This window comes from Streptomyces sp. NPDC043176 (assembly GCF_056436715.1).
Genome location: NZ_JBWKCA010000016.1, coordinates 165,819 through 187,449, shown reverse-complemented (window position 1 = coordinate 187,449; position 21,631 = coordinate 165,819). Strand labels below are relative to the sequence as shown.

The following is a 21,631-nucleotide window of genomic DNA, read 5'->3' as shown; positions in this document are numbered from 1 at the left end:
AACGCCCGGTTACATTCCGAACCCGGAAGCTAAGCCTTTCAGCGCCGATGGTACTGCAGGGGGGACCCTGTGGGAGAGTAGGACACCGCCGAACAATCATTGTGGGAAAGCCCCGCACCTTCTGGTGCGGGGCTTTTCTGCGTTCCGGACCCGATTTCTTTCAGGCCTTCGGTTTCTCAGTCTCGCCCTTTCAGGCCCGTCGTTTCGTGCTCGCCCCTTCAGGCCGGCGAGACCAGCTGGGTGTCGTAGGCGAGGATCACCGCCTGGACGCGGTCGCGGGTGCCGGTCTTGGCGAGGATGCGGCCGACGTGGGTCTTGACCGTGGATTCGGCGAGGTGGAGACGGTCGGCGATCTCGGTGTTGGACCAGCCCTGGCCGATGACGGTGAGGATCTCGCGTTCGCGGTCGGTGAGGGCGGCGAGCCGGGGGTCCTCGGGGCGGGCGGGGGCGTCGGCCCTGGGGGATGCCGGGAGGTGCTGGATGTAGGCGTCCAGGAGACGGCGGGTGAGGCTCGGGGCGACGACGGCGTCGCCGGCCGCGACCGCGCGGACTCCGGCGAGGAGTTCCTCCGGCTGGGCGTCCTTCACCAGGAAGCCGCTGGCGCCGGCGCGGAGGCCGTCGTACGCGTACTCGTCGAGGTCGAAGGTGGTGACGATCAGGACGCGGGTGCGGGCGCCGGTGGCGATGATGCGGCGGGTGGCCTCGATGCCGTCGAGGCCGGGCATGCGGACGTCCATGAGGACGACGTCGGGGTGGTCGCGGTCGACCAGGCGGACGGCCTCGGTGCCGTTCGAGGCCTCGCCGACGACGGTCATGTCGTCCTGGCTCTCCAGCAGCATGCGGAAGCCGAAGCGCTGCATCGGCTGGTCGTCCGCGAGGAGAACGGTCGTCACGAGGGGGAGTCCTTCTGGGGGAGTCGGAGCCGGACGGCCCAGCCGCCGGTCGGCAGGGGACCGCAGTCGAGTGTGCCGTCGTAGAGGGCCGCGCGCTCGCGCATTCCCGTCAGGCCCTGGCCCTGGCCGGGGACTTGGCCGGCTTCGACGGGCCGGGTGCCGGGCTCACCGGTGTCCGTGACGTCGACCCGTACCTCTTCGGGGGCGTACGTGAGGGTCACGGTCGCCTTCGCGCCCGGGCCCGCGTGCTTGAGGGTGTTGGTGAGGGCTTCCTGGACGACCCGGTAGACCGTCAGCTGGGCGCCGCGGGGCAGGGGTCGGGCGGGCGGGTCGCCGTGGACGTCGAGGAGGACCGGGAGTCCTGCCGTGCGTACGCCGGTGATCAGGGTGTCGAGGTCGGCCAGGGTGGGCTGGGGGTCGCGGACGGCCTCCGGCTCGTCGTCGCGCAGGACGCCGAGGAGGCGGCGGAGTTCGGCGAGGGCCTCGCGGCTGGTCGTGCCGATGGCGTCGAGGGCTTGGGCGGCGCGTTCGGGGCTCTTCGCCGCCGCGTAGCGGCCGCCGTCCGCGAGGCCGGTGATGACGGCGAGGTTGTGGCCGATGATGTCGTGCATCTCGCGGGCGATGCGGGTGCGTTCCGCGGCCGCCGCGAGCCGGACCTCCTGGTCGCGTTCGATCTCCAGGCGGCGGGCGCGGTCGACGAGGCCGGCCGTGTAGTCCTTGCGGGAGCGGACCGCGATGCCGAGGAGGGCGACGAGCGCGTACGCCCACAGGGTGGGGACGACACGCTGGTCCCAGGACCCCAGGGGGTGGCGGACCGTGCCCGTCACGAGCGGCGGGAGGATCAGGGCCAGGGCCCACAGGAGCGCGCGCGGCGGGCGGGTGAGCGCTATGTGGAAGAGCGGGAGCATCTGGAGGTACGAGGCCTGGAGGAAGGCGCCGGAGCCGTCGCTGACCAGGGCCGCGCCGGCCATCACGGCCAGGGCGGTCGTGGGGTGGCTCCGGCGCCAGTAGAGGGGTACGGCGAGGGCCAGGCTCAGGGTGACCACGAGCCAGACGGGGACGCCGGGGTCGCGGGCGGTGTTCCGCCAGCCGCCGGCGGCGTCGACGAGGGCCGCCGTCGTCCACAGTGCCGTGAGCGTCGCGTCCCAGGCCCAGGGGCGCCGGGCGTCGAAGGCGCGGGTCCGGGCGAGCAGGCGCTGTGCGTGTCTGCTCGGGCCGGTCGTCCCGGTCGGCCGCGGTGTCTCCTGTGTGATCACCCGGTCATCATCCTCATGCGTCCCGGCGCTTGAGCAACAGCGCGGGTACGGCGAGTGCGGCGGCCGCCCACAGGAGCAGGGCGAGGAGGGCGGCGCCGGGGGAGGCCGCGCCGGGCAGCGGGGTCGCGGAGCCGAGGGCGCCGGCGGCCTGGGTGGGGAAGTACCGGACGGCCGTGTCCATCGCCTGGTACGGGAGCGCTCCGAGGATCTCCGGCAGGATCAGGACCCCGCCGACGAAGGCGCCGATGGCACCCGGGACCGAGCGGAGACCGGCGCCGAGACCGAGGGCGATCACGCCGAGGAGGGTGACGCCGGCGGCGTTGCCGGCGAGGGCGGTGAGGACGCCGTCGTCGGTGAGGGTGGCGGCCTGGTCGGTGTCGGAGAGGAACAGCTGGGCCGTGAGGAAGGTCGGCAGGGCGGTCAGGAGCGAGACCGTGAAGACGACGCCGGTGTAGACGGCCGCCTTCGCCCACAGGACGGGGAGGCGGCGGGGGACCGCCGCGAGGGTGGCCCGGATCATGCCCGTCGCGTACTCGCCGGCGGTGACGAGGATGCCGAGGACGGCGAGGGCGATGCCGCCGAGCTGGGAGCCGTAGAGGGTGAGGACGACGGTGTCGACGTCGGAGTCGCCGCCGTCGGAGGTGTAGGTGGCGCCCATGAGGATGCCGACGCCGAGGACGAGCGCGATGGCGGTGAGGACGGTGATCCAGGTGGAGCGGACCGTCCACAGCTTGTGCCACTCCGAGCGGAGGACGCGGGCGGTGGTGAGGCCGTAGGGGCCGGCGGGGGTGGTCATGCGGGGGCTCCCTGGTATTCGACGGAGTCGTGGGTGAGGGCCATGAACGCCTGCTCCAGGGAGGCGGCCCTGGGGGTGAGTTCGTGGAGGGCGAGGCCGTGGGCGGCGGCGGTGCGGCCGATCTCGGGGGCGTCGGGTCCGGTGACGAGGAGGGTGTCGGGGGCCTCGACGGTGACCTGGGCGCCGGGGAGCAGGCCGCGCAGCCGGTCGGGTTCGGGGGTGACGACCTTGACGGAGGCGCCGCCCGAGGCCCGTACGAGCTCGTCGACGGTGGTGTCGGCGAGGAGGCGGCCCTTGCCGATGACGATCAGGTGGTCGGCGGTGAGCTCCATCTCGCTCATGAGGTGGGAGGAGACGAGGACGGTCCGGCCCTCTGCGGCCAGGGACCTGAGGAGGGTGCGGATCCAGAGCACGCCCTCCGGGTCGAGGCCGTTGACCGGTTCGTCGAGGACGACGGTGGCCGGGTCGCCGAGGAGCGCGGCGGCGATGCCGAGGCGCTGGCCCATGCCGAGGGAGAAGCCCTTGACGCGCTTGCGGGCGACGTGGGTGAGGCCGGTGAGGGCGAGGACCCGCTCCACGCGCGCGCGGGGGATGCCGTGGGTGTGGGCGAGGGCCATGAGGTGGTGGTGCGCGGAGCGGCCGGGGTGCACGGAGCGGGCTTCGAGGAGGGCGCCGACGCGGGTGAGCGGGGCGGGGTGGGCGGCGTAGCCGCGGCCGTCGACGGTGGCGTGGCCGCGGGTCGGGGCGTCGAGGCCGAGGAGCATGCGGAGGGTGGTGGACTTGCCGGCGCCGTTGGGGCCGAGGAAGCCGGTGACGGTGCCGGGGTGGACCGTGAAGCTGAGGTCCCGGACGACGGTGGCGTCTCCGTACCGCTTGGTGAGGTTCTCTGCTCGGATCATGTCTCCGACGGTAGGGAGGGGGCGCGGGGCGTTCGTCCCACCAGGGGCGGGAGGTGCGGGGCGGGCGTGGTACCTGGGTACGACGTGGGGCCCTGACCAGGAAATTCCTTGTCGGCGTGGGGGAGAAGGGCAAGGATGCTCGGCATGGACTTCTCGATACGTGTGATCCGTTCCGACGAGTGGGAGAAGGGCCGGGAGCTGCGGCTCGTGGCGCTGCGTGACCCGGTGGCGCACCTCGCGTTCCTCGACACCCACGAGGAGGCCGCCGCGCGGCCGGACTCGTTCTGGCAGGAGAGGACGGCGGGTGCCTCGGAGGAGGGGCCCGGCGACGTGCGTCAGTTCGTCGCGGAGGCGCCGGACGGGCGGTGGCTCGGGACGGTGTCGGTGCTCGTGGAGCGGGCCGGGACCGAGACGTACTTCGGGGATGTCCCCGAGGTCGAGCAGACCCATGTCGTGGGGGTGTTCGTACGGGACGAGGCGCGCGGCTCCGGTGTGATCGACGCGCTGTTCGAGGCGGCGGCGGAGTGGTCCTGGACGTTGGAGCAGCGGGTCGAGCGGGTGCGGCTGTACGTCCACGGCGAGAACGTGCGGGCCCAGGCGGCGTACCGGCGGCTCGGGTACGCGGACACCGGTGTCCGGGTCGCCCTGCACGGCCAGGAGGAGGCGCGGGAGCTGGAGCTGGAGCTGCTGCGTCCGGCCGGGTAGGTCCGCGCCTCAGCGGCTGAGCGAGTCCTCCGGCCAGCGGGACCTGGCCTGTTCGGGGGAGCGCATCAGGGCCAGGGTCGGGAGGCCCTGGGTGTGGCCGGTGGCGAGGAGCTGCGGCAGGCGGGGGAGCGGGGCCACGGCGGCGACGTCGTCGAGGACGAGGGTCATTGGTGGGTCGAGCCGACCGTCGGATGACCGTGCGGCCATGCGGCGGCCGTGCTCGACCACGCTTGCGGCGAGAGCCGTGAGGAGCGGCATCGCGCCGGGGTGGGTGCGGGGGTCCTCGATCGCCTCGCCCACCACGTAGAGGGTGCCCCCTTCGGCGATGAAAGATGCGAGCGCCAGTGAATCCGTTCGATTCGGGGTGCAGGCCTCGCGGATGTGGACCGTGGAGAGCGCGGCGAGCGCACGGGCCGTCAGTTCCTGTGCCAGGCGGCGGCTTTCGGGGTGGGCGGTGAGGGCCGACTCCAGGAGTCCCGCGTGGCCGGAGGCGGCCTTGGGGTGGCCGCGGAGGATCCGTACGGGCTCGTGGGCGCCGGCGCCCTGGGCCCAGCGGTGGACCTGCCGGAACGGGCGTCCGTCGACGGCCGCGGCGTGCAGCCAGCAGCGCAGGAGCGTTTCGGCGGTGTCGGCGGTGGCCGCGTCCAGCCGGGAGTGCGGGCGTACGGGCGCCAGCAGGGCGACGGCCCGTTCCTGCGCCACCGCCGGGTCCTCGCACCGCTCGGACGGCGACCAGTGCAGTCGGGCCGGTGTGTCGCAGAGGTGGCCGACATCGTGGACGAGCACGGGGCCGAGCTTTCCGCGCCCGTCCTTCGTCGAAGCCCAGACCGTCGGGTCGGACGTGACGACGAGCACCGGGCCTTCGGCGTCCCGGATCGCCTGCACGGCGGCGGGGCGGCGGGTCTCGGGAGGGCCGTAGACGGTACGGGGGGTTCCCAGGGAGGCTGCGGAGGCCGGCGGCCGGGGGTGGGGGGCCGGTTCCTGTGTGCGGTGCGGCTCGTGGTGGGCCTCCTCCGCCGGGCGGCGGGGGGCCGGGGGAGTGGCGGGGGCGGCACGGAGGGGCTCGCGGGTCTCCCGTACGGGCTCGGTGTCCCGGGCGGGCCCCGGGGCCTCGCTCACGGACTGCGGGGTCTCGTGCACGGGCTCGGAGGTGTCCCGCCCGGGCCCCGGGGTCTCCCGTACGGGATCCGATGCCCGCCGTACGGGCTCAGGGGTCTCGCCCACGGACTGCGGGGTCTCCCGTACGGGCTCCGGCGTCCCTCGTGTGGCTTTCGGGGCCCTGCGGGTGGGCTTCGTGGTGCCCCCGGGGTGGAGCGTGTCGTACGTCCCCGCTCTGCGGTGGGCGCGGACGGCGCGCCAGCGGGTGACGGTGCCGAGGACGAAGACGGCGAAGACCAGGAGGATCATGGCCTCGCCGATGAGGAGGCCCCAGAAGAGGCCGTAGCCGGAGAGTTGCTCCGGCGGGGTGGCGGGCCAGGCCGCGGGGAGGTCGGTGGGGGCGGTGGCGAGGGAGCGGAGGGCCGAGGGGGTGCCGGTGAAGGCGAGCCCCCGCGGCCAGGCGCCGTGGGCGAAGAGGCCCGCGAGGCCGGTCGCCGTCCACACCAGCACGGTGAGGCAGAGGAGCAGGCCGAACAGGCTGAGCAGCAGCCCGTCGGAGACTCCTCCGCCTTTCCGTTCCGCTTCCATCTACGCCACCGTCGACTGCGAGGAGCCGTTCATCTGCTGCTCGACGAGGATCGCGCGCTGCTCGGTCTCCCATTCCAGTTCCGGGTCGACGGACGGGTCCGAGGCCTCGGTCATGGCGCGGTCGGTGTAGACGAGCGGGCGTTCTCGTTCGGTGATGAGGTGCTTGACCACCTGCACGTTGCCGTTGACGTCCCAGACGGCGATGCCGGGGGTGAGGGTCGGGATGATCTCGACCGCCCAGCGCGGCAGGCCGAGGACCCGTCCCGTGTTCCGTGCCTCGTCCGCCTTCTGGGCGTAGATGGTCCGGGTGGAGGCCATCTTGAGGATCGCCGCGGCCTCCTTGGCGGCCGCCCCGTCGACGACGTCCGAGAGGTGGTGGACGACGGCGACGAAGGACAGGCCGAGACGGCGGCCGAACTTCAGGAGGCGCTGGAACAGCTGGGCCACGAACGGGCTGTTGATGATGTGCCAGGCCTCCTCGACGAGGAAGATGCGCTTCTTCCGGTCGGGCCGGATCCAGGTGTGCTCCAGCCAGACGCCGACGATCGCCATGAGGATCGGCATGGCGATGGAGTTGCGGTCGATGTGGGAGAGGTCGAAGACGATCAGGGGCGCGTCGAGGTCGATGCCGACGGTCGTCGGGCCGTCGAACATGCCCCGGAGGTCACCGTCGACGAGCCGGTCGAGGACGAGGGCGACGTCCAGGCCCCAGGCCCGTACGTCGTCTATGTCGACGTTCATCTGCTGGGCCGATTCGGCCTTGGGGTGGCGGAGCTGCTCCACGATGTCGGTGAGGATCGGCTGCCGGTCGGTCTTGTGCTCGATGACGTAGGCGTGGGCGACCTTGAGCGCGAAGCCGGAGCGCTCGTCGAGGCCGTGGCCCATCGCCACCTCGATGATCGTCCGGAGCAGCGCGAGCTGGCCCGTGGTGGTGATGGAGGGGTCGAGGGGGTTGAGGCGGATGCCGGAGTCGTTGGCGACCATCGGGTCGAGCCGGATGGGAGTTATCCCCAGCTCCTGCGCGATGAGGTTCCATTCGCCGACGCCGTCCTCGCCCTGGGCGTCGAGGACGACGACCTGCCGGTCCCTGAAGCGGAGCTGGCGGAGCACGTACGTCTTCTCCAGCGCCGACTTGCCGTTGCCGGACTCGCCGAGGACGAGCCAGTGCGGGGCGGGGAGCTGCTGCCCGTACAGCTGGAAGGGGTCGTAGATGTAGCCCTTCCCGCTGTAGACCTCGCGGCCGATGATGACGCCGGAGTCGCCCAGGCCGGGCGCGGCGGTCGGCAGGTAGACGGCCTGGGCCTGCCCGGTGGAGGTGCGGACGGGCAGGCGGGTCGTCTCCACCTTCCCGAAGACGAAGGAGGTGAAGGCGTCGGTGAGGACGGACAGCGGATCTCGCATCGGTCTGTGCCCCTTCGGCCCTAGCGGCGGATGCCGGTCGCGAACGGCAAGGTGTTCACAAAGGCCCGGTGGTGCTCGCGGTCGCACCACTCCAGCTTCAGGTAGGACTTGCCGGCGGAGGCCCTGATCGTGCGCTTGTCCCGGGCGAGGGCTTCGGGTGAACGCGACGACACCGTGATGTACCCGACCAGGTTCACTCCGGCAGCGCCGCTGGCGAGATCTTCACCCCGCTGGTCGAGCCGGCCGTGGGCGGCGATGTCGCGCGGGTCGACCGTGCGGTTCATCTTGGCGGCGCGGCTGGCGTCGGCCTCGTCGTTGGTCTTCTCGGTGAGCATGCGCTCGATGGCGACCTCGGTGGGCTCCAGGTCCATGGTCACGGCGACCGTGCGGATCACGTCCGGGGTGTGGACCAGGAGCGGGGCGAGGAAGTTGACGCCGACGGGGGTCATCGGCCACTCCTTCACCCAGGCCGTGGCGTGGCACCAGGGGGCGCGGGTGGAGGACTCGCGGGTCTTGGCCTGGAGGTACGTCGGTTCCATCGCGTCGAGTTCGGCGGGCCAAGCGTTTCGTTTCGTCATGGCCTGGATGTGGTCGATGGGGTGGTCCGGGTCGTACATGGAGTGCACGAGGGACGCGAGCCGGGACTGGCCGAGGGGCTGGCGGACGCGGATGTCGGCCTCGGCGAGGCGGGCGCAGATGTCGGTGAGCTCGCGGGCCATGACGACGGCGAGGCCGGCGTCGCGGTCGAGCTTGCGGGCCCCGGAGGCGTGGCGGGCGGCGCGGGCCATGGCGTTGGCCTCGGCGGCGAGTTCGCGCGTGTAGTGCATGCAGGCGACGAGGTACGCGCGGTGCTGCTCGCTGGACGTGGAGACCATGGACTGGAGCTGCTCGTAGGACTCCTGGAGCCACGCGGGCGCGTGCGGGTCGCCGCGCTGGCCGACGTCCTTGGCGTGCGCGTCGGGGTCGGCGGGGAGGGTGCGGGCCAGCATCTGGAGGCGGGTCACGAAGCCGTCGCCGTTGGCCACGTGCTTGAGGAGGGTGCCGAACCGGTCGACCAGGGCCTCCTGGTCCTCGCTGTCGCGCAGGCCGACGCCCGGGCCCTCGATCTCGATGGCGGCGGTGACCGTGCGGCGGTCGGCGTGCAGCAGGACGGCGATCTCGTCCGGCCCGAAGGGGGCGGCGAGCCAGCCGACCCGGCCGATGCCGGGCGGCGGTCCGACCTCGACCTCCCGGCCGTCGAGGCGGGTGCCGGCCTCGACGACGACGGAGCGGTAGGCCGTACCGCGCTTGAGCATCCGCTTGTAGCTGCGGTTGATCTCGAACCACTTGTAGAACGTGCGGTGCTTGTACGGGAGGTACACGGCCGCGATCGCGATCATCGGCAGGCCGGCGAGCAGCGCGATCCGCAGGGGGAGCAGGGGGACGAGGAGTCCGCTCATCATGCCGAGGAAGGCGCCGACGATGATCAGGGCGATCTCGCCGGTCTCGCGGTTCTTGCCGACGATCGCGTTCGGCCGGGCACGGCCGATGAGATACGTGCGGCGGGGCGCGACCGGCTGGGACTGGGTCGTCAACGCCCTGCACCTCCAGAGTTCTTGCGGTTGCCGTGCGGGGTACCCGCGGTGGGACTGCTGCTACGGGGTGCGGGCGGGGGTGTCGCGCCGCCGCTGCCGCCGCGGCTGCTGTGGGCGGCCATGCCGCCCGACATCGGGTTGGCGGGGCGGGCCGCCTGGCCGCCGCCCTGGCCGCCGCCGCTGTCGCGGGTGCTGTGCGTCTTGATGCCCTGGGAGACGAGGGAGGCGGGGGAGGAGATGACGGCGGCCGCCGCGTTCTCGCCCGCGCGGTGCAGGCGGTTGTTGCGGGAGGCGGAGATCTCGTCGCCGAAGCCGGGGACGAACCGGTAGATCATCGCGGAGGCGAAGATGGCCAGCAGGATGATCGCCAGACCGGAGACGACGGCGGAGAACGAGTCGGGGCCGGTGCCGGAGGACAGCGCCCCGGCCAGGCCGAGGACGATCACGATGATCGGCTTGACCAGGATCACCGCGATCATGATGCCCGCCCAGCGGCGGACGTGGCCCCACATGTTCTTGTCGACGAGGCCCGAGTAGACGACGACGCCGAGGAGCGCGCCGACGTACAGCATCACGGCGCGGAGGAACAGCTCCAGGTAGAGCACGCCGGCGGCGAGGACGGTCACCAACGACACGATGATCAGCATGATCGGCCCGCCACCGATGCTGTCGCCCTTCTGCAGGGCCTGTTTGAAGCTGCCGAAGAACACGTCGGTCTGCTGGCCCGTGCCGGAGGCGATGACCTCGGTGACGGCGTCGGTGGCGTTCACGACGGTGTACAGGATCAGCGGCGTGAACGCGGACGCGAGGACCGTCAGCCACAGGAACCCGATGGCCTCCGACAGGGCGATGCTCAGCGGCACGCCCCGGATGGCCCGCTTCGCGACCGCGAGCAGCCAGAGCAGCAGGGTCAGGAAGGTCGCGGCGGCGAAGACGATCGCGTAGCGGCCGAGGAACTGCATGTTGGTGAAGTCGACGTCGGCGGTCTCCTTGACCGCCAGGGACAGCTTGTCGACGATCGTGACGGCGGCCTCGGCGCAGCCGCGGGCGAGGGAGGACAGGGGGTCCAGGGCGGTGGTGGGGTCGGTGAGCGGAGCCTTGTCGGCTCCGCCGCCGGTCTGGCCCTTCTCGCAGAGCTCCCTGGCCTGCCCCACGATGAGGGCGCATTCGTTGTCGGTCGCGCTGGGCGACGGGGTGGGCGCCGACGGGGTCGGTGTGGGATCCGCCTGGGCGTCCGTGACGAGCAGGAGCGGTACGGCGAGGAAGGCGGCGGTGAGCGCGGTCGTCGCGCGACCCGCCAGGCTTCGGCTAGCGGGCATAGGTGAACCCTCCGTATCCCTCGACGGCCTCGGCCATCTCGTCGGCGACGGAGGCACGGTTGTCGCCGTTGACCGGCGTCGGGCCCTCGGTCTGGCTCGAGGACCGCACACGCCAGTCGTCCCCGACCCACACGAGCTTCTCCGTGATGGTGAACCAGGTGGAGGTGACGGGCCTGGTCGAGCCCGCGCCGGCCATGCCGACGAGGCCGGTGCACCAGACCTCGACCGTCGCGGAGGTCTCCGTGTAGTCGATGACCCTGGCGCCGACCGGCACGGTGCGGGACACGAAGGTCGTGCCGGAGGGGGCGGTGCCGTTCGCGTCGAGCCCGATGCCGGCCATGAGCCCGGGCGAATAGGAGGCGTCGAGCCGCTTCAGGAGGTCGTCCACGACCGCGGGGTCGTGGATGGCGCGGACGATCTCCTCGCGGGGACCGTCCTGGAACATCTCCGCCGAGCCCAGTGCCACCGCGTAGTTCGTGGCGGCGCTTTGGGCGCCCTGGTCGTCGTGGGCGTAGCCGGTGGGGATGGCGCCGTTCTTGCCGGTGACGGGGCGGACGCCGGTGGCGGCGGTGGGGGCGGTGTCGCCGGGGGTGCCGGAGCGGGGGCCGGCCGCGTCGGCGGGGTCGCCGCCGCCGCGGTTGGCGAGGGCGATGGCGGCGACGAGGACGACCACCACGCCCACGACCGTGATGAGGGAGCGGGAGCCGCGGACGGGGCGGCGGGGCGCGCCGCCGTAGACGTCTCCGCTGTTGCCTTCGGGCAGGCGGGTCCGGGTCTGGCCCGAGCCGCCCACGCCGCCGAAGCTGTCGTGCTCGTCGCCGGGACTCATGCCGGGTACGCCCCCTCGTTCGTTCGCGGGTACGACAGTGCTGCAACATGGCTGGGCATCAGGGAACGCGACATCAACAGGCCTCGGGTGGATGGAGTCCGACGGGAGATCAGACGGCCATCCCGTACACGATGGTGAACAGCGTGCCGAGTGATCCGATGATGAAGACGCCGGTCAGGCCGGCGACGATGAGGCCCTTGCCCTGTTCCGCGCTGAACGTGTCGCGGAGCGCGGTCGCGCCGATGCGCTGCTTGGCCGCTCCCCAGATGGCGATGCCGAGGCAGAGCAGGATGGCCACGGCCATCACGACCTCGATCATCACCTTGGCTTCGTTGCCCAGGCTCCCGAAAGGTCCCCAGTTCGGGGCGATTCCACCGATGATGGTGGTGATGTCGCCCTTTTCGGCCGCCAGGTACATGTAACTCACCGCCCCTGTTGGGTAGTTATCTGCCCCTGCCGGACGGCATGGGTCATCGCCCTATCTTCGCTGATGAAACCGCTCACGTGTGACGGCTTGACGGCTCTCTTTACCCGATCCCCGCACACTTGACCGGTCTGACCGTCTTGACCTGCGGTGGTGTGGCCGGTTTCTCATGCGAAGAAGCGTATGGTCACTCTGTGTATCACGGGGGGTGACTCCGGGCAATGATTGTCGTTGTTGCACTCTTGGGGCGGCGTCAGGCGTACGAGGCGACCAGGCGCGACAGGTGACGGCCCGCCAGGAGGAGGGGCTCCTCGCTGCGGGTGACCTGGGCGGTCGCCTGGGCGCCTTCGAGGGTGTGGACGACGGTGGCGGCCAGGTCGCGGGCCTCGGGGTCGGGGAGGCCGCAGCCGAGGAGCTTGTCGGCGACGAGGTTGCGCCAGGAGTAGAGGGCGTCGGCGCAGGCGCGCTGGATGGGGTTGCCGGGGCCGAGGGTCTCCAGGGCGGCGGCGGTGACGGGGCAGCCGTCGGCCCAGTCGGAGGCGCGGAGTTCGCGGGCCAGCAGGCAGGCGCAGGCGTCGACGGCGGCGGCGGGGTCGTCCTCGCCGTCGAGGGCGGAGCGCAGGAGGCCGGCGAACTCCTCGCGGCCGTGTTCGAGGGCGGCGACCGCGACGGCCTCCTTCCCGCCGGGGAAGAAGTGGTAGACGGAGCCGAGGGTGGCGCCCGCCTCCTGGGCGATCTGCTTGATGCCGGTGCCGGTGTATCCCTGACGCCGGATCAGGCGCGCGGCGGCGACGACGATGCGGTCGCGGGTGCTGCTGGTCTGCATGGGCCGAGCGTAGGGCGGGTCCCGGCGGGGTGAGTAGAGCGTTCGTTCCAGCGGGCCGCGCCGGTCGAACGCCTTCGGGGTGTGACCGGGGTGTCGCGCAACGTCCCCATGAGGGCCCTCGCCGCCTAGACTGGGCTCCCGGGGCGTACTGCCATGAACCGAGGGGTGGTTGACGGTGCGTAGGGCTGGCAAGGCGTGGCTGATGGCCGGTGGGGGCCTCGGGGTCTGCCTCGGTTTCCTGGCGCTGCTCGTCGTCGGCACGTACTCGGCGGCGGCCGGTCTCGCCGGCGGCGCGGGCAGTTCCGCGAACGGCACCGTGGCGCTGGCCAAGGGCGCGGTGCCCGCGCTCTACCAGGGTCTCGTGCAGCGCTGGGGCAACCTCTGTCCCGCCATCAACCCGGCCCTGCTCGCCGCGCAGCTCTACCAGGAGAGCGGCTGGAACCCGCGGGCCGTGTCCTCCGCCGACGCCCGGGGCATCGCCCAGTTCATCCCGGGCACCTGGGCCGGTCACGGCGTCGACGGCGACGGGGACGGGGACCGGGACATCTGGGACCCGAAGGACGCGATCCCCTCGGCCGCCTCGTACGACTGCGAACTCGCGGGCTACGTGAAGGACGTGCCGGGGGACCCGGCGAACAACATGCTGGCCGCGTACAACGCGGGCGCGTACCGGGTCATCAAGTACGGCGGGGTGCCGCCGATCAGCGAGACCCGGAACTACGTGCGCATCATCCGGTCACTGGAGAAGAGCTTCGCCCGGCCGGTGGGCCGCGTCGATCCGTCCCGGCTGGCGGCGGGGGCGATCCACTACGCGCAGGGCAAGCTCGGCACGCCGTATCTCTGGGGAGGGACGGGCACGGCCGCGCAGAACGGGCGGTTCGACTGCTCCGGCCTGACCCAGGCCGCGTACGAGAGCGTCGGGATCCGGCTGCCGCGCGTCGCCAACGACCAGTACAACGCCGGTCCGCACCCCTCGCGTGAGGAACTGCTCCCCGGCGACCTGGTGTTCTTCTCGGACGACCTGACCAACTCGCGGGCCATCCGGCACGTCGGGATCTACGTCGGCGGCGGGTACATGATCGACGCGCCGCGGACCGGGGCGGTGATCCGCTTCGACCCGGTCGACACCCCGGACTACTTCGGCGCCACGCGGGTCACGGCGGAGGGCGCGGCGGCACTGCCGACCCGTCTCCCGCAGTCGTGACGAGGGCGGCGGGTCCGCCGGAGGAGCCGCGGGCACCTTCGGGGCGTATGGGGCATGGCCGGAACTCTCCGTCATGCACTGGCCCTGAGCTGCGGAGAGCCGTCTCTCTTCGATAACGTCCTCATGATCTACCGGAGCGAGCGGAACGTACGCCTCAGGCGGTTCGTTCCCCGATCCGACCACTCTGACCGCGGGGGTTGGACGACAGACACGAGAGCAAGGGGCCTCAGGAGATGGCTGTACTCGCATCGGACGGTTCGAACCCCGATGTCAGCCTGCTCTACGACATCAACGGACTGGCCAAGGCCGCTCCGCCGTGGTTCGACCGCGTCATGGAGTGCGTCGGCGAGTACGGGATCGTGCTCGGGATGGTCCTCGTGGTGCTGTGGTGCTGGTGGAGCGTCCGCCGGCGCGGCACCCAGGCGGATTCCGTCGCTGCCGTCGCCGCACTGGTCTGGGCCCCGCTGGCCGCCGGTGTCGCCCTGCTGGTCAACATCCCCATCCGCGGCTTCGTCGAGCGCCCGAGGCCCTTCAGGGACCACCAGGGCCTGGAGGTCCTCGTCGCCGGGAAGACCGACTTCTCGTTCGTCAGCGACCACGCCACCCTGGCGATGGCCCTCGGCGTCGGCCTCTTCGTCGCCCACCGCGGGTTCGGCCTCGCCGCCATCGGCCTCGCCCTCGCCGAGGGCTTCGCCCGCGTCTACATGGGCGTCCACTACCCCACCGACGTCATCGGCGGCTTCGCCCTCGGCACCGCCGTGGCACTGCTCCTCGCCCCGCTCGCCCTCGCGCTGCTGACCCCGGTCGTCGCCGCCGTCGCCCGCTCCTCCACCGGCTCCCGGCTCGTCCGCTCCCGGCGGGCCGAGGGCGTGCGACACCCCGAGACGGTCGGCATCCCCGAGCCCCGGCTCGGGGGCCCCGCCACCGGCACCGGCCAGAACGACCTCGCGGCCTGAGGCCCGCCGCCGCGCGCCCCGGCCCGAGGCCCGCCGCCGCCGAGTCCTGGGCATCCGGCCGATCGGGCCCCTAGGCGTTGTTCGTACGGGCGTGTTCCGTGGCGTCCGTGCGGGCGCGGTCCCGGGATCTGCGGGCCGGGCCGGTCCAGCCGCAGCTGCAGCGGGCCAGCGCGAACGAGCCGCGCTCCGTCGTCGTGGTGGTGTGGGCCGTGGCCTGCGCGTGCACCCCACCACCGTACTGCGCGTGACGGCACGCCCGGACCGTCGTTATGCGGGTCGGGTGCCCCCAGGCCCGCGGGGCCCGGGGAGGGCGGGTCCCGGGCAAACAGCGGTGAGGCGTTGGGGGTTGGCAGGACATGGTGGTGCAGCCTTACGGGCGTCCGCGGGGTCGCAGGAGCGGCGCGTTCGCCGTCAGCGCCGTCCTGGTCGGCTCCCTCGCCGGAGCCGCCGCGGTCTCGGGGTGTGCGGCCCCCGAGGACCCGAAGCCCGCGGGTGATCCCCTCCTCGCCGTACGGAACGCCGCCGACGCGCTGGTGGAGGCCGGCACCTCCAAGGCGAGCACCTCCATGGAGATGGCGGCGGGCGGCACCCGGGTCACCATCCGGGGCGAGGGCGGCTACGACTTCCGGCGCCGCACCGGCCGGCTCCAGGTCGTGCTGCCGAAGGACGCGGCCGGCACGAGCGAGCACCGGCCGATCACCGAGCTCCTCACCCCCGGCGCGCTCTACATGAAGAACCGCGGGGCCGGGGTGCCCGCCGACAAGTGGGTACGCGTCGACACCACCGCCCTCGACGACGGGAACCTCGTCACCGGCGGCGCGACCGACCCCGGCGCGGCGGCCGAGCTGCTGCGGGGCGCCCGTGAGGTCACGTACGTCGGCGAGGTCGAGCTGGCGGGGGTGAAGGTCGGCCACTACCGGGGCGTCGCCGACATCGCCCACGCGGCCCGGGCGGCCTCGCCGCAGCTGCGGGGAGCGCTCGCCGCGGCGGCGAAAGGGTTCGCCAAGGACACCGTGCCGTTCGACGCGTACCTGGACGGGGAGGGGCGGCTGCGGAAGGTGCGCCACCAGTTCAGCTTCAGCAACCAGGGCCGCACGGTCGCGGTCGCCTCGACGACCCTGCTGTACGGCTTCGGGGCGCCCGTCGAGGTGACGCTGCCGGACCGGCGGCACATCTACGCCGGGAAGATCGAGGCCTGACCCGGCCGGGTGATGGTGCGGACCATCGGCAAATGGTCCGGACGTGTCATGCGCGGTGCGCGGCCCCGTCCCTACGCTGGGAGGCCGCTGGGAGACCGACGCCGGCAGGAAGAGGTGGATGCGCGTGGCCCCGCCCGGTACAGCAACCGTGCCCGCAGACCCGGACTGCGTCGCCCTCGCCGAGATCGAACTCTGCGGCGACCTGATCATCGCGGCCTCGGCCGCCGACGGGGAACGGCTCAGCGCCGACCGGATCGACGAGGTCCTGCGCGTGGCGGCCGAACGGGCCGCCCGGGACCTCTGACGGGCCGTACGGCAACCCTGCCCGCCGGGCCGGTACGGGAATCCTGCCCGCCGGGTCGTACGGACACCGACCGCCGGGCCGGTAGGGGGACCTTGCCGGTCGGGCCGTACGGACCACGACCGCCGGGCCGTACGGAAGCGGGCGGGCCGTGCGGGGTCCGCTCGGGGGGTACGGCCCCGGGGCGGGCGGGTCAGGTGCGGAGCATGCGGGCGATGGCCTTGGTGGCCTCCTCGACCTTCTCGTCGATGCCCGAGCCGGTGGCGGCCGCGTCGGCGACGCAGTGCCGCAGGTGCTCCTCGAGGAGCTGGAGCGCGAAGGACTGGAGCGCCTTCGTCGACGCCGACACCTGCGTGAGTATGTCGATGCAGTAGACGTCCTCGTCGACCATCCGCTGCAGGCCGCGGATCTGGCCCTCGATCCGGCGGAGCCGCTTGAGGTGCTCGTCCTTCTGCTTGTGGTAGCCGTGCACGCCGTGGTCGTGGTCGGCCGGCTCGACGGTGTCGGGGGTGACCTGGTCCGCCTCGGTGGTCGTCATCGCGTCCTCCCGTTGTCCAGAAAGGGGATGTATACCCCTCGTGGGTATATGGTACCGATCCTCGCCGTTCGGGGCGGGGGTCCGTGCGGTTCACTGTGCCTGATGGGCGACACTGAGATGACGCCGGTTAGCCGTGGCCGGATGATGCGCCTAGCATCAGCCTGACCGAAACCCAGCACCCCGAGGACCTCACGTGCGATTTCGTCTGACCCCCAGGGAGACGAGCTTCTACGACATGTTCGCCGCGTCCGCGGACAACATCGTCACGGGCTCCAAGCTCCTGATGGAACTGCTCGGAGCGGAGCCTTCCGCCCGGGCCGAGATCGCGGAGCGGATGCGGGCAGCGGAGCACGCCGGCGACGACGCCACCCACGCGATCTTCCACCAGCTGAACTCCTCTTTCATCACGCCGTTCGACCGCGAGGACATCTACTCCCTCGCGTCGTCCCTCGACGACATCATGGACTTCATGGAAGAGGCCGTCGACCTGGTCGTCCTCTACAACATCGAAGAGCTCCCCAAGGGTGTCGAGCAGCAGATCGAGGTCCTGGCCCGGGCGGCCGAGCTGACCGCCGAGGCCATGCCGAACCTGCGGACGATGGCCAACCTCACCGAGTACTGGATCGAGGTCAACCGGCTGGAGAACCAGGCGGACCAGATCCACCGCAAGCTGCTCGCCCAGCTCTTCAACGGCAAGTACGACGCCATCGAGGTGCTGAAGCTCAAGCAGGTCGTGGACGTCCTCGAAGAGGCCGCCGACGCGTTCGAGCACGTGGCCAACACGGTGGAGACCATCGCGGTCAAGGAGTCCTGAGCTTCGTGGACACCTTTGCTCTGATCGTGACCATCGGTGTCGCGCTCGGCTTCACGTATACGAACGGCTTCCACGACTCCGCCAACGCCATCGCCACCTCGGTGTCGACCCGGGCGCTGACGCCCCGCGCGGCGCTGGCGATGGCGGCGGTCATGAACCTCGCCGGCGCCTTCATGGGCAGCGGGGTCGCCAAGACCGTCAGTGAGGGCCTGATCGAGACCCCCACCGGCGACAAGGGGATGGGCATCCTCTTCGCCGCGCTGGTCGGCGCGATCATCTGGAACCTGGTGACCTGGTACTTCGGTCTGCCGTCGTCCTCCTCCCACGCGCTGTTCGGCGGCATGGTGGGCGCGGCGCTCGCCGGCGGCACGGAGGTCATCTGGGGCGGTGTGCTCGACAAGGTCGTCATCCCGATGTTCATCTCGCCGGTCGTCGGTCTCGTGGTCGGTTACCTGGTGATGTGCGCGATCATGTGGATGTTCCGCAAGGCCAACCCGCACAAGGCCAAGCGCGGTTTCCGCATCGCGCAGACGGTGTCGGCGGCCGGCATGGCGCTCGGCCACGGCCTCCAGGACGCCCAGAAGACGATGGGCATCGTGGTGATGGCCCTGGTCATCGCCGACGTGCAGCAGTCCGGCGACGACATCCCGGTGTGGGTGAAGATCGCCTGTGCCGTGATGCTGTCCCTCGGTACGTACGCGGGTGGCTGGCGCATCATGCGGACCCTCGGCCGCAAGATCATCGAGCTGGACCCGCCGCAGGGTTTCGCGGCGGAGACGACCGGCGCGTCGATCATGTTCGGCTCGGCGTTCCTCTTCCACGCGCCGATCTCGACCACCCACGTCATCACCTCCGCGATCATGGGCGTCGGCGCGACGAAGCGGGTCAACGCGGTCCGCTGGGGCGTCGCCAAGAACATCATCCTCGGCTGGTTCATCACGATGCCGGCGGCGGCGCTGGTCGCCGCGGTGAGCTACTACGTGGTGCAGCTGGTCTTCGGCTGACGGACGTCGTGGACGAGGACGGGCCCGGCTCCCCCGTGGGGGGAGCCGGGCCCTTCGTCATCACGGTGGCACCGCCATGCAGCACCGTATGACGGTCAGGGGGCGAGCGGTCTAGCCGAAGCGGCCGGAGATGTAGTCCTCGGTCGCCTGGACGCTCGGGTTGGAGAAGATGCGCTCGGTGTCGTCCAGCTCGATCAGCTTGCCGGGCTGGCCGACGGCCGCCAGGTTGAAGAAGGCGGTGCGGTCCGAGACGCGGGCGGCCTGCTGCATGTTGTGCGTCACGATGACGATCGTGAAGCGCTCCTTCAGCTCCCCGATCAGGTCCTCGATGGCGAGGGTGGAGATCGGGTCGAGGGCGGAGCACGGCTCGTCCATGAGCAGCACGTCCGGCTCGACGGCGATGGCCCGCGCGATGCACAGGCGCTGCTGCTGACCGCCGGAGAGGCCGGAGCCCGGCTTGTTCAGGCGGTCCTTGACCTCGTTCCAGAGGTTGGCGCCCTTGAGGGACCGCTCGACGACGTCGGCCAGCTGGGACTTCTTGTAGCTGCCGTTGAGCCGCAGGCCCGCCGCCACGTTGTCGAAGATCGACATGGTGGGGAAGGGGTTGGGGCGCTGGAAGACCATGCCGACCGTGCGGCGCACGGCGACCGGGTCGACGTGCGACCCGTACAGGTTCTCGTCGTCCAGCATCACCTTGCCCTCGACGCGGCCGCCGGGGGTCACCTCGTGCATGCGGTTCAGGGTGCGCAGGAAGGTGGACTTGCCGCAGCCGGAGGGGCCGATGAAGGCCGTCACGGAGCGCGGCTCGACGGTCATGGAGATGTCGTCGATCGCCTTGTGGGCGCCGTAGTAGGCGGAGAGGCCGCTGACGTCGATTCGCTTGGCCATGTGAATCACTACTTCCAATGTAGCCGCGGTCAGCGGCCGGTCTTCGGGGCCTTCCAGCGGGCGATGCCGCGGGCCACCAGGTTGAGGATCATGACGAAGGCGATCAGGACGAGCGCGGCACCCCACGCACGGGCCATCGCGGCGTCGGTGCCCACCGCGAACTGCTCGTACACGTAGAGCGGCAGGGAGGACTGGGCGCCTTCGAAGGGGTTCGGGTTGATGAGCTTCGTACCGAACACGAGGAGCAGGACCGGGGCCGTCTCACCGGTGATGCGGGCGACCGCGAGCATGACGCCCGTGGTGATGCCGCCGATCGCGGTGGGCAGGACCACCTTCAGGATGGTGCGCCACTTGGGGATGCCGAGGGCGAGGGAGGCCTCGCGGAGCTCGTTCGGGACGAGCTTGAGCATCTCCTCGGTGGAGCGGACCACGACCGGCATCATCAGGATGGCGAGGGCCATCGCGCCGGCGAAACCGGAGGGGCCGAAGCCCAGGATCAGGTTCCAGGTGGCGAGGATGAAGAGGCCGGCGACGATCGACGGGATGCCCGTCATGACGTCGACGAAGAAGGTGACGGCCTGGGCGAGCTTCCCGCCGCCGTACTCGACGAGGTAGACGGCGGTCAGCAGGCCGATCGGCGCGGCGATCAGGGTCGCGATGAGGACCTGCTCGATGGTGCCGAGCAGCGCGTGGTAGACGCCGCCGCCGGCCTCGGCGTCGAGGACGCCGTTCATCGAGTGGGTCAGGAAGTAGCCGTCGAGGACGCCGATGCCCTTGCTGACCGTGACCCAGGCGAGGGAGAGCAGCGGGACGACGGCGAGGACGAAGCAGACCCAGACGACGCTGGTGGCGACGCGGTCCCTGGCCTGGCGGCTGCCCTCGACCTTGCTGGTCAGGGCGTACGTGCAGAGGACGAACAGCAGCGCGGCGATCAGGCCCCACTGGACCTTGCTGTGCCAGCCCGCGCCGAGACCGATGCCGATGCCTCCGGCGATCGAGCCGGCCGCGACGGCGGCCGGGGTCCAGCGGGGGAGGCGGGCGTGGGAGAGGGACCCGCGGCGCGGGGCCGCCGAGACCGGACGTTCCTGTATGGCGTGGCTCATGCCGCGGCCCCCGAGTACTCCTTGCGGCGGCCGATGATCCAGCGGGCGGCGCCGTTGACCAGCAGGGTGATGGCGAAGAGGACGAGACCGGAGGCGATCAGCGCGTCCCGGCCGAACTCGTTGGCCTCGTTGAACTTGGCGGCGATGTTCTGCGCGAAGGTGCCGCCGCCCGGGTCGAGCAGGTGACCCGAGACGAGGAAGCTGGGGGAGAGGACCACGGCGACGGCCATGGTCTCGCCGAGCGCGCGGCCCAGGCCCAGCATGGAGGCGGAGATGATGCCGGAGCGGCCGAACGGCAGCACCGACATGCGGATGACCTCCCAGCGCGTGGCGCCGAGGGCGAGGGCGGCTTCCTCGTGCATCTTCGGGACCTGGAGGAAGACCTCGCGGCTCACGTTGGTGATGATCGGCAGGATCATGATCGCCAGCAGGATGCCCACGGTGAACAGGTTGCGGGCGACGCCGTCGCTGGACTTGTCGAAGACGTACGTCCAGCCCATGTACTGGTCGAGCCACTTGTTCAGGCCGTCCAGGTACGGGACGAGGAAGATCGCGCCCCAGAGGCCGTAGATGATGCTGGGCACGGCGGCGAGCAGGTCGACGACGTACGCGAGCGGCTTGGCCAGCTTGCGCGGGGCGTAGTGCGAGATGAAGAGGGCGATGCCGATCGCGACGGGCACCGCGATGAGCATCGCGATGATCGAGGAGACGACCGTGCCGAAGGCGAGGACGGCGATGCCGAAGACCGGCGGGTTCGCGGCCGGGTTCCACTCGAAGGTGGTGAAGAAGTTGGTGCTGTCCTTCGAGAGGGCGAGGACGGCGCGGTAGGTGAGGAAGACCGCGATCGCGGCCATGATCACGAGGAGGGTGATGCCGGAGCCTCGGGACAGGCCGCTGAAGATGCGGTCACCGGGGCGGGACGCGCTCTTGGCGCGCCGGCTCCTCTGTATGTCTGGTGTCGTGGAAGCCATGGGTTTTCTCCGGTCTGCGGGTCCCGTACGGGTACGGGGCCCTGG

The 21,631-nt window shown here is 71.5% G+C and carries 23 protein-coding genes and 1 rRNA gene; 8 read left to right on the top strand and 16 right to left on the bottom strand.

Features of this window, described 5'->3' with window-relative positions:
- Positions 1–94 (top strand): 5S ribosomal RNA (gene rrf, locus AC067A_RS25360); the annotation flags it as partial.
- 124 nt (positions 95–218) lie between these two features.
- Here the strand turns inward: rrf and AC067A_RS25355 are convergent.
- Genes AC067A_RS25355 through AC067A_RS25340 form a run of 4 tightly spaced genes read right to left on the bottom strand, consistent with a single transcriptional unit; the run spans position 219 to position 3,844 of the window.
- The gene (locus AC067A_RS25355; protein ID WP_479244763.1) at positions 219–893 is read right to left on the bottom strand and encodes a response regulator; all 675 of its coding nucleotides are present in this window, start codon (positions 891–893) and stop codon (positions 219–221) included.
- Positions 890–2,146 (bottom strand): sensor histidine kinase, encoded by a 1,257-nt coding sequence (locus AC067A_RS25350; RefSeq protein WP_479244775.1) that lies wholly within the window; start codon positions 2,144–2,146, stop codon positions 890–892. The genes AC067A_RS25355 and AC067A_RS25350 overlap by 4 nt, the downstream gene beginning before the upstream one ends.
- 16 nt (positions 2,147–2,162) lie before the next feature.
- Positions 2,163–2,945: an ABC transporter permease gene (locus AC067A_RS25345; protein ID WP_479244762.1), complete on the bottom strand. Its 783-nt coding sequence runs from the start codon at positions 2,943–2,945 to the stop codon at positions 2,163–2,165.
- Positions 2,942–3,844 (bottom strand): ABC transporter ATP-binding protein, encoded by a 903-nt coding sequence (locus AC067A_RS25340; RefSeq protein ID WP_479244761.1) that lies wholly within the window; start codon positions 3,842–3,844, stop codon positions 2,942–2,944. The genes AC067A_RS25345 and AC067A_RS25340 overlap by 4 nt, the downstream gene beginning before the upstream one ends.
- 144 nt (positions 3,845–3,988) lie before the next feature.
- Here AC067A_RS25340 and AC067A_RS25335 point away from each other — a divergent pair, with 144 nt between their 5' ends.
- Positions 3,989–4,549 (top strand): GNAT family N-acetyltransferase, encoded by a 561-nt coding sequence (locus tag AC067A_RS25335; RefSeq protein ID WP_479244760.1) that lies wholly within the window; start codon positions 3,989–3,991, stop codon positions 4,547–4,549.
- A gap of 9 nt (positions 4,550–4,558) precedes the next feature.
- Here AC067A_RS25335 and AC067A_RS25330 read toward each other — a convergent pair whose 3' ends face one another.
- The 7 genes from AC067A_RS25330 to AC067A_RS25300 all read right to left on the bottom strand — a co-directional run bounded on the left by AC067A_RS25330 (position 4,559) and on the right by AC067A_RS25300 (position 12,608).
- Entirely contained in the window at positions 4,559–6,235 is a 1,677-nt protein-coding gene (locus AC067A_RS25330) for a type IV secretory system conjugative DNA transfer family protein (protein ID WP_479244759.1), read from the bottom strand.
- The gene (locus tag AC067A_RS25325) at positions 6,236–7,636 is read right to left on the bottom strand and encodes an ATP-binding protein (protein ID WP_479244758.1); all 1,401 of its coding nucleotides are present in this window, start codon (positions 7,634–7,636) and stop codon (positions 6,236–6,238) included.
- Positions 7,637–7,656: 20 nt separating this feature from the next.
- Positions 7,657–9,210, bottom strand: coding sequence for an SCO6880 family protein (locus AC067A_RS25320; RefSeq protein ID WP_479244757.1), 1,554 nt, complete (start codon positions 9,208–9,210; stop codon positions 7,657–7,659).
- Positions 9,207–10,529: a hypothetical protein gene (locus AC067A_RS25315; RefSeq protein WP_479244756.1), complete on the bottom strand. Its 1,323-nt coding sequence runs from the start codon at positions 10,527–10,529 to the stop codon at positions 9,207–9,209. Before AC067A_RS25315 ends, AC067A_RS25320 begins: the two co-directional genes overlap by 4 nt.
- A complete protein-coding gene (locus tag AC067A_RS25310) occupies positions 10,519–11,358 on the bottom strand; it encodes a DUF8175 domain-containg protein (RefSeq protein ID WP_479244755.1) in 840 nt (279 codons plus the stop codon). The genes AC067A_RS25315 and AC067A_RS25310 overlap by 11 nt, the downstream gene beginning before the upstream one ends.
- Before the next feature lie 109 nt (positions 11,359–11,467).
- Positions 11,468–11,776 carry a hypothetical protein gene (locus AC067A_RS25305; protein ID WP_024757447.1) on the bottom strand — a complete coding sequence of 103 codons (309 nt, stop codon included), beginning with the start codon at positions 11,774–11,776 and terminating at the stop codon, positions 11,468–11,470.
- Between the two features lie 259 nt (positions 11,777–12,035).
- Positions 12,036–12,608 carry a TetR/AcrR family transcriptional regulator gene (locus AC067A_RS25300; RefSeq protein ID WP_479244754.1) on the bottom strand — a complete coding sequence of 191 codons (573 nt, stop codon included), beginning with the start codon at positions 12,606–12,608 and terminating at the stop codon, positions 12,036–12,038.
- A gap of 202 nt (positions 12,609–12,810) precedes the next feature.
- Between AC067A_RS25300 and AC067A_RS25295 the strand changes: the two genes are divergently transcribed.
- Both AC067A_RS25295 and AC067A_RS25290 read left to right on the top strand, forming a co-directional pair.
- A complete protein-coding gene (locus AC067A_RS25295; RefSeq protein WP_479244753.1) occupies positions 12,811–13,812 on the top strand; it encodes a C40 family peptidase in 1,002 nt (333 codons plus the stop codon).
- Positions 13,813–14,045: 233 nt separating this feature from the next.
- Positions 14,046–14,768 carry a phosphatase PAP2 family protein gene (locus AC067A_RS25290; protein WP_479244752.1) on the top strand — a complete coding sequence of 241 codons (723 nt, stop codon included), beginning with the start codon at positions 14,046–14,048 and terminating at the stop codon, positions 14,766–14,768.
- A gap of 70 nt (positions 14,769–14,838) precedes the next feature.
- On the opposite strand, the gene AC067A_RS25285 is transcribed toward AC067A_RS25290, so the two are convergent.
- Entirely contained in the window at positions 14,839–14,994 is a 156-nt protein-coding gene (locus tag AC067A_RS25285) for a hypothetical protein (RefSeq protein ID WP_479244751.1), read from the bottom strand.
- A gap of 130 nt (positions 14,995–15,124) precedes the next feature.
- Between AC067A_RS25285 and AC067A_RS25280 the strand changes: the two genes are divergently transcribed.
- The gene (locus tag AC067A_RS25280) at positions 15,125–15,967 is read left to right on the top strand and encodes an SCO4651 family lipoprotein (RefSeq protein WP_479244750.1); all 843 of its coding nucleotides are present in this window, start codon (positions 15,125–15,127) and stop codon (positions 15,965–15,967) included.
- Between the two features lie 118 nt (positions 15,968–16,085).
- Positions 16,086–16,271 carry a hypothetical protein gene (locus AC067A_RS25275; protein WP_017242365.1) on the top strand — a complete coding sequence of 62 codons (186 nt, stop codon included), beginning with the start codon at positions 16,086–16,088 and terminating at the stop codon, positions 16,269–16,271.
- 190 nt (positions 16,272–16,461) lie between these two features.
- Here AC067A_RS25275 and AC067A_RS25270 read toward each other — a convergent pair whose 3' ends face one another.
- Positions 16,462–16,806 carry a metal-sensitive transcriptional regulator gene (locus AC067A_RS25270; protein ID WP_479244749.1) on the bottom strand — a complete coding sequence of 115 codons (345 nt, stop codon included), beginning with the start codon at positions 16,804–16,806 and terminating at the stop codon, positions 16,462–16,464.
- A 193-nt stretch (positions 16,807–16,999) separates the two neighbouring features.
- Here AC067A_RS25270 and AC067A_RS25265 point away from each other — a divergent pair, with 193 nt between their 5' ends.
- Together AC067A_RS25265 and AC067A_RS25260 are read left to right on the top strand one after the other, a co-directional pair.
- Positions 17,000–17,620 (top strand): DUF47 domain-containing protein, encoded by a 621-nt coding sequence (locus AC067A_RS25265; protein WP_033203812.1) that lies wholly within the window; start codon positions 17,000–17,002, stop codon positions 17,618–17,620.
- Positions 17,621–17,625: 5 nt separating this feature from the next.
- Positions 17,626–18,624 (top strand): inorganic phosphate transporter, encoded by a 999-nt coding sequence (locus AC067A_RS25260; RefSeq protein WP_479244748.1) that lies wholly within the window; start codon positions 17,626–17,628, stop codon positions 18,622–18,624.
- 111 nt (positions 18,625–18,735) lie between these two features.
- Here AC067A_RS25260 and pstB read toward each other — a convergent pair whose 3' ends face one another.
- The 3 genes from pstB to pstC are packed head-to-tail and all read right to left on the bottom strand — an operon-like array spanning position 18,736 to position 21,586.
- On the bottom strand, positions 18,736–19,512 hold the full coding sequence (gene pstB, locus AC067A_RS25255; RefSeq protein ID WP_479244747.1) for a phosphate ABC transporter ATP-binding protein PstB: 777 nt from the start codon (positions 19,510–19,512) through the stop codon (positions 18,736–18,738).
- A 29-nt stretch (positions 19,513–19,541) separates the two neighbouring features.
- Positions 19,542–20,615, bottom strand: coding sequence for a phosphate ABC transporter permease PstA (gene pstA / locus AC067A_RS25250; protein WP_479244746.1), 1,074 nt, complete (start codon positions 20,613–20,615; stop codon positions 19,542–19,544).
- Entirely contained in the window at positions 20,612–21,586 is a 975-nt protein-coding gene (gene pstC, locus AC067A_RS25245) for a phosphate ABC transporter permease subunit PstC (protein WP_479244745.1), read from the bottom strand. Before pstC ends, pstA begins: the two co-directional genes overlap by 4 nt.
- Between the last annotated feature and the right edge of the window lie 45 nt (positions 21,587–21,631).